This is a genomic window from Yoonia sp., from assembly GCF_017854415.1.
In the GTDB taxonomy this organism is placed as follows: Bacteria; Pseudomonadota; Alphaproteobacteria; order Rhodobacterales; family Rhodobacteraceae; genus Yoonia.
The window spans coordinates 1-6734 of sequence record NZ_JAFMHR010000150.1 but is presented as its reverse complement, the minus strand read 5'-3'; the positions used below and the strand labels follow the sequence as shown (position 1 = coordinate 6734).

Sequence of the window (6734 nt, the reverse complement as noted above, 5' to 3'; positions counted from 1 at the left end):
GATGTGCTGTGCCTGCAAGAATGCAAAAGCCCTGTCGATCTGATCCCGCTCGAACAATTCCAGTCGCTTGGCTACACCCACATGGTTGCGCGTGGGCAAAAGGGATATAACGGCGTCGCGATTTTCTCGAAAATCCCGATGGTCGAGGCAGGTGCAGAGGATTTCGCAAACCTCGGCCACGCACGGCACATCGCGGGCAAGCTGGAAAACGGCGTGACGATCCATAACCACTACGTCCCTGCAGGTGGCGATGTGGCGGACCGGACAGTGAATGAAAAATTTGGTCAAAAACTGGATTACCTCACTGATATGCGCGACGCCTTTCGCAAGGATAAGCCGCAAAAGGCGATCCTTGTGGGTGATTTGAACATCGCACCGCGCGAAGATGATGTGTGGGATCACAAGAAACTGCTTAAGGTCGTCAGTCATACACCGATCGAGGTAGAACACTTTGCTGACGTAATGGCGGCAGGTGATTGGTCGGATGTGACGCGCGCCGATATCCCCGAAGGCTTACTATATAGCTGGTGGTCATATCGCGCCAAAGAATGGGACACGGCTGACAAAGGTCGCCGCCTTGATCACATCTGGGCAACACCTGACATCAAAAACGCAGCCCACGGATCGCGGGTGGTGCGCGATGCGCGTGGTTGGGAAAAGCCCAGCGATCATGCGCCGGTTTTTGCAACTTTTGATCTTTAGGAGCGCACTATGACGCAAGCCAAAATGATGAACGCCCTCGTGCAATTGCAGAACGGTTTTGCCGGTACGCAGACAGGACCCGATATCACCGATCTTGTGCCTTTTGTGGCGCATCAAAGTATTGCGGTGCCAACACCCGCAGCAGGGCAGGCCTTGATCAAAGTCCATTTAGCCGCCGTGAACCCATCGGACATCCACTTTATCAAAGGCGAATATGGGCAACCGCGCGTGTCAGGTGTGCCCGCGGGCTTTGAGGCTGTCGGAGAAGTTGTCGCAGGCGATACGCCGCTTGTCGGCCAGCGTGTCAGCTTTTTCGCGACAGCGTCAGGGACGTGGGCGGAATATGCGTTGACCGACATCAGTAACCTGGTGCCATGTCGCCCTGATCTGGCGGATGTAGATGCCGCTGGGCAATTGGTGAACCCGCTGACGGCGATAGCTATGTTTGATATAGTTAAAGAAAGCGGCGCTGACGGTTTCATTCTGAACGCAGCTGGGTCGCAGTTGGGCAAGCTACTGATCGCGCTTGGCCGTGATCATGGGATCAAGCCGATTGCGATCGTGCGACGTGCTGACCAAGCGGCGGCCCTCAAAGCGCTGGGCGCTGCCGAGGTGATTGTCTCCAGCGCACCCGACGCACAAGCACAAGCAGAAGCGGCGATCACAGCATTCAAGCCGCGGATATTGTTGGACGCTGTTGGCGATCAGTTCACAGCGGATGTGTTTTTCGCGATGCCTAACAATGCGCGCTGGGTGAATTACGGCAAGCTGTCGACCGATGCGCCCGCGCTGACAAAACTGGGCCAGCTGATTTTCCAAGGCAAACAGATCGAAGGTTTCTGGCTGACGCGTTGGATGAAACAAATGGATCCCGCACGCATTCCGCAAGCTTTCATGGAGATCCAAGAACGCTTTGTGAGCAAGGCATGGACGACGGATGTGGCCGGGATCGTGCCAATCTCCAAGGCGATGACGATGCTGCCCGAGATCTTGGCGCAGCCTGATGGCAAGGCGTTCATTGATCCCCGGCAGTAGAATACTGTTACCCTTACGCACCGCTTATATGCCGGGTTGATTTTCGCCGCTTGCAAGTGGCGGGTAAATCCGCGACATGCACAGCCTTGTTTCAGCGAATTGTTGAAAAACACCTGCGCCATTGTTAATCTTAGTATCAGGCCCTGCGCCGGGGTTCTGACGGCGCATATTAAGGAGGACAATGAACTGTCTCTTTCCACACTGGCTGATGGATCAGCCAACGCCGGAGCCCTCGCAATGAGTGCTCTGAAAACCGCGACCAGCGAAAGCCTTTTGGCGGCTGTTCTTAAATCACTTGATGACGATAAAGCTGAAGACATCGTGCAGATCAATCTGCGCGGCAAATCCGAGATGGGCGACTATATGATCATCGCTTCGGGTCGCTCTACGCGTCAGGTGGTTGGTATTGCTGAAAAGCTGGCCGAGCGTATCAAGCATGAATTCGGGATCGTCTCGAAAACCGAAGGTAAAGATTCCGGTGATTGGGTGCTGGTCGATACAGGCGATATCATCGTGCATGTCTTCCGTCCGGAAGTCCGCGAGTTCTATCAGCTTGAAAAGATGTGGCAGCCCGGGTCAGCCGCTGCCGTCTGATGCGCGTCCAAATCTGCGCTGTGGGCCGATTACGCAATGGGCCCGAGCGCGACCTTTATAAGGACTACCTGACCCGGTTCGACCGAACCGGGCGGGCTTTGGCCCTTGGTCCGGCGCAACTTATCGAAGTTGAAGACAAAAAGGGCGGCGGTATGCTCGCAGAAGCTGCGTTGTTGCAGCGCGCAATTCCTGATGGCGCATTGGTCTGCACACTCGACGAACGCGGCCGTGTGATGAGCTCGCCTGATTTTGCCCGCCTTTTGGGTACATGGCGCGATCAAGGTCGCCAAGACGTCAGCTTTGTGATCGGTGGCGCGGATGGAATTGACCCTGCGTTGCGCGAAACCGCCGATACGTCCCTGAGCTTTGGCAAAATGGTTTGGCCACATATGCTTGTGCGTGTGATGTTGGCAGAACAGCTATACCGCGCGGCATCTATCCTCGCTGGTGGTCCTTATCACCGCACCTAAGGATGCCTCCGGCGGGAGTATTTCAGACAAAGCGAGGGGGGTGTATTTCCCTGCTTGCACTGTTGCGTTAAATAGAATGCGAAGACCTGAAGGAGCTTGCAATGTCTGTGCCAAAACCTGTTGTTCTGTGTATTTTGGATGGTTGGGGGCTGCGTGACGCGGTCGAAGGCAATGCGCCGAAACAAGCGCATACACCTAATTTCGATGGTATCATGCAAGGCCCGCATGCAAAGCTTTTGACGCATGGGCATGATGCCGGCTTGCCTGGAGGGCAGATGGGTAATTCCGAGGTCGGGCACACGAATATTGGCGCTGGACGGATCGTGGCGATGGATTTGGGCCAGATCGAGCTGTCGATTGAAGACGGCTCGTTTTTCAAGTCTGACGCGTTGTTGCGGTTTATCGACAAAATGAAGGCCAGCGGCGGTGTGGCGCATTTAATGGGTGTCGTCTCTGACGGAGGCGTTCACGGGCATCTGGCGCATATCGTAGCTGCTGCGAAGGCGCTGACCGATGCGGATGTGCCAGTGGTTGTGCATACGATCACCGACGGGCGCGATGTGGCGCCAACATCTGCCAAGGGATACATGGCGACGTTTCAGACGGCTTTGCCTGCTGCTGCAAAAGTTGCCACTGTGACGGGACGTTATTTTGCATTGGATCGCGATAATCGGTGGGAACGTGTGCAGACTGCGTATGACGCGATGGTAAAGGGCGAGGGTGCAACTGCAGCAAGCCCGCAGGCCGCAATTGATGCAGCTTATGCCGCTGGGAAGACCGATGAATTTATTCCAGCCACTGTGATTGGCGATTATGCTGGTTTTGCGGATGGCGACGGGCTGTTTTGCCTTAACTTCCGCTCTGATCGTGCGCGCGAAATTTTGGCCGCGATTGCGGATCCGGATTTTGACGGATTCGCACGCGTTCAGCCTAGGCTGGCTGCGCTGCTTGGTATGGTGACCTATTCGGACAAACACGACACTTGGTTTGATACCGTTTTCCCCAAGCGCGATATCCAAAACACGCTTGGCGCATGGGTGGCAAAACACGGGCTGCGCCAGTTCCGGCTGGCCGAGACCGAGAAATACCCGCATGTGACCTTTTTCCTTAATGGTGGGATTGAAACGCCAGAGGTTGGCGAGGATCGCTTTATGCCGCAATCGCCAAAGGTTGCGACCTATGATCTGCAACCGGAAATGTCGTCGGGGCAAGTTACCGAAGCGTTCGTTAACGCGATTGGCGCAGGCTATGATCTGATCGTGACCAATTACGCCAATCCGGACATGGTCGGGCATACGGGCGATCTGGCAGCTGGCATCAAAGCTTGCGAAGCAGTTGACGCAGGATTGGGGCAAGTGCTGACGGCTTTGACGGCAGCAGGCGGTGCAATGATCGTGACTGCCGATCACGGCAATTGCGAGATGATGATCGACCCCGAAACTGGCGGTCCGCACACGGCCCATACAACAAATCCGGTGCCAGTTGCGATGGTGGGTGGTCCAGAGGGTGTCACATTGCGCGATGGCCGCTTGGCTGATCTGGCGCCGACGCTCTTGGATCTGATGGGGCTAGATCTGCCTCCTGAAATGACTGGCCAAAGCTTGATCGTCAGATGATCCGTCTTGCTGCCCTTCTGATCTGTCTTTCGACTGCGGCGGTAGGTCAGCAGGCCGCGCAAGAGGCTGCTTTGCAATTGCAAGAAGCGCGCGCGCAGCTGGATGCAGCTGACAATGCGTCAGACCGGATTGCGGCACTGACAGGCGCCGTCAAAGCCTATGAGGCAGGTCTTTCGGCCATGCGCGAAGGCCAGCGGGCCATCGCATTGCGCGAGGCGGACCTCGCCGCACAGCTACGCGAACAAAGCGAAGGCATGGGCCAATTGTTGGGCGTGCTATCCGCCATTAGCCGCACACCGCAGCCAGTGTTGCGCGTGCATCCGGCGGGGCCGCTGAATACGGCGCGGGCAGGGATGCTGGTGGCGGACATGGCACCTGCGCTTGCGGCGCAAGCTGATGACTTGCGCGCGCTTTTGGCGCAAACTCGCGCGTTGCGGCAAGCCCAGAATGATGCGGCGCAATCTTTGGCGGATGGGCTGCAGGGCGCGCAGTCTGCAAGGGGCGCACTGGGGCAGGCTATTTCGAACCGGACGGCACTGCCGACAAGGTTCACTGACGATTCCGTGCAAACAGCCCTTATGATAGCGAGCGCCGGAACACTGGGGGATTTCGCCGCCCAAATCGTCCAAGCACGCCCCGATCAAACCGCAACTTTGACCGCTGCTGGCAATCTGCCGCTACCGGTCGCAGGTATTGTCTTGCCGGATGATGGCAGCGGGCGCGCAGGCGTGCGTATGGCCACAGCCCCGCGCGCACTTGTCACTGCGCCTGCAGCGGCCACGATCTTGTTCCAAGGGGCCTTGCTTGATTATGGCACGGTCGTAATCCTTGAACCTGCCGCAGACGTCCTATTTGTTATGGCAGGATTTGCAGAAGTGTTCGGGCAAACCGGAGAAGTGCTCGCTGCTGGTGCGCCAATCGGCTTGCTGGGGGATGATCAACGCCATGATGACGGTATTTTGACTGAAAACGATGGGATTGATGTGGGCGCGCGTGCACAGGCCCTTTATCTTGAGGTAAGAGACGGGCAAGGTTCGGTGAACACTGACGCATGGTTCGCGCTGGAATAGACAGGAAAACGAAATGAAAAAGATGCTTTTGGCCGCGACAGGTGGTGCCGTACTTGGATTGTTGGCAACCAGCCAGATTGCAGGTCCGCTGCTAGCCCAAGAAGCGGATAGCAACACCAGCGTCTACGAACAGCTTGATCTGTTCGGCGACATTTTTGAGCGGATCAGATCAAGTTATGTCGAAGAGGTCGATGACAGCGAACTGATCGAAGCTGCGATCAACGGAATGCTGACATCACTTGATCCGCATTCCAGCTATCTTTCCCCGCAGGCGGCCCAGCGTATGCGGGTTAGCACGTCGGGCGAATTTGGCGGGCTTGGTATTGAAGTCACCCAAGAAGAAGGCTGGGTCAAAGTCGTCTCGCCGATGGATGGCACACCTGCAGATGCAGCAGGCATTCTCGCGGGCGACTATATCACGGCGGTCGATGGCGAAAGCGTGCTTGGCCTGACGTTGGACGAAGCCGTGCGGATGATGCGCGGCCCTGTTGGTGCCGAAATCATCGTCACGATCGTGCGCGAAGAAGAACCAGAACCCTTTGATGTTTCGATCATTCGCGACACCATCAAACTGACCGCCGTGCGTACGCGGACAGAAGGCAAAGCCGTGGTCGTGCGGGTTACAACCTTTAACGAACAGACCTTCCCTAACCTGCGCGATGGCATCGCGGAACAGGTCGAGGCGGCGGGCGGCTTGGATAATGTCGACGGTTTTGTGGTGGATTTGCGCAACAATCCAGGCGGCCTGTTGAGCCAGGCAATCTATGTATCCGATGCGTTCCTGGAAGAAGGCGAGATCACATCAACCCGTGGCCGGTCTGCGGCTGATGGCGAAAGGTTCAATGCATCAGCAGGGGATTTAGCTGAAGGCAAACCGATAGTTGTATTGATCAATGGCGGGTCCGCTTCGGCGTCCGAGATCGTGGCGGGGGCGTTGCAAGATCACCGTCGCGCCATTGTAGTTGGGACTAATTCATTCGGCAAAGGCTCTGTTCAGACAGTTGTTCCGCTGCGGGGCGAAGGCGCAATGCGCCTGACGACGGCGCGGTATTACACGCCTTCCGGTCGGTCGATCCAAGCTTTGGGCATATCACCAGATATCATAGTTGATCAGCCGCGCCGCGTTGCGGACGAGGACGCTGAAGAGGAAGAAGCACGCAACACACGCTCGGAGGCTGGTTTGCGCGGCTCGCTCGAGAATGACAGCTTGTCCGAAGATGAAATCCTGCAGATCGAAGAAGATCGCG

Annotated in this window: 7 protein-coding genes; all 7 read left to right on the top strand. The window is 56.6% G+C overall.

The annotated features are described in order from the left end of the window. Positions 1-702 (top strand): exodeoxyribonuclease III (locus tag QZ197_RS13915; RefSeq protein WP_296432741.1); only part of this gene is annotated, 702 nt, incomplete at its 5' end. Positions 703-711: 9 nt separating this feature from the next. After that, the gene (locus tag QZ197_RS13910; protein WP_296432740.1) at positions 712-1737 is read left to right on the top strand and encodes a zinc-binding dehydrogenase; all 1026 of its coding nucleotides are present in this window, start codon (positions 712-714) and stop codon (positions 1735-1737) included. A 156-nt stretch (positions 1738-1893) separates the two neighbouring features. Beyond that, a complete protein-coding gene (rsfS, locus tag QZ197_RS13905) occupies positions 1894-2331 on the top strand; it encodes a ribosome silencing factor (RefSeq protein WP_296432742.1) in 438 nt (145 codons plus the stop codon). Then, on the top strand, positions 2331-2801 hold the full coding sequence (rlmH, locus tag QZ197_RS13900) for a 23S rRNA (pseudouridine(1915)-N(3))-methyltransferase RlmH (RefSeq protein ID WP_296432739.1): 471 nt from the start codon (positions 2331-2333) through the stop codon (positions 2799-2801). The genes rsfS and rlmH overlap by 1 nt, the downstream gene beginning before the upstream one ends. A gap of 101 nt (positions 2802-2902) precedes the next feature. Continuing rightward, positions 2903-4417, top strand: coding sequence for a 2,3-bisphosphoglycerate-independent phosphoglycerate mutase (gene gpmI, locus QZ197_RS13895; RefSeq protein WP_296432737.1), 1515 nt, complete (start codon positions 2903-2905; stop codon positions 4415-4417). After that, the gene (locus tag QZ197_RS13890) at positions 4414-5487 is read left to right on the top strand and encodes a peptidoglycan DD-metalloendopeptidase family protein (RefSeq protein ID WP_296432736.1); all 1074 of its coding nucleotides are present in this window, start codon (positions 4414-4416) and stop codon (positions 5485-5487) included. The genes gpmI and QZ197_RS13890 overlap by 4 nt, the downstream gene beginning before the upstream one ends. Before the next feature lie 13 nt (positions 5488-5500). Further along, positions 5501-6734 (top strand): S41 family peptidase (locus QZ197_RS13885; protein WP_296432735.1); only part of this gene is annotated, 1234 nt, incomplete at its 3' end.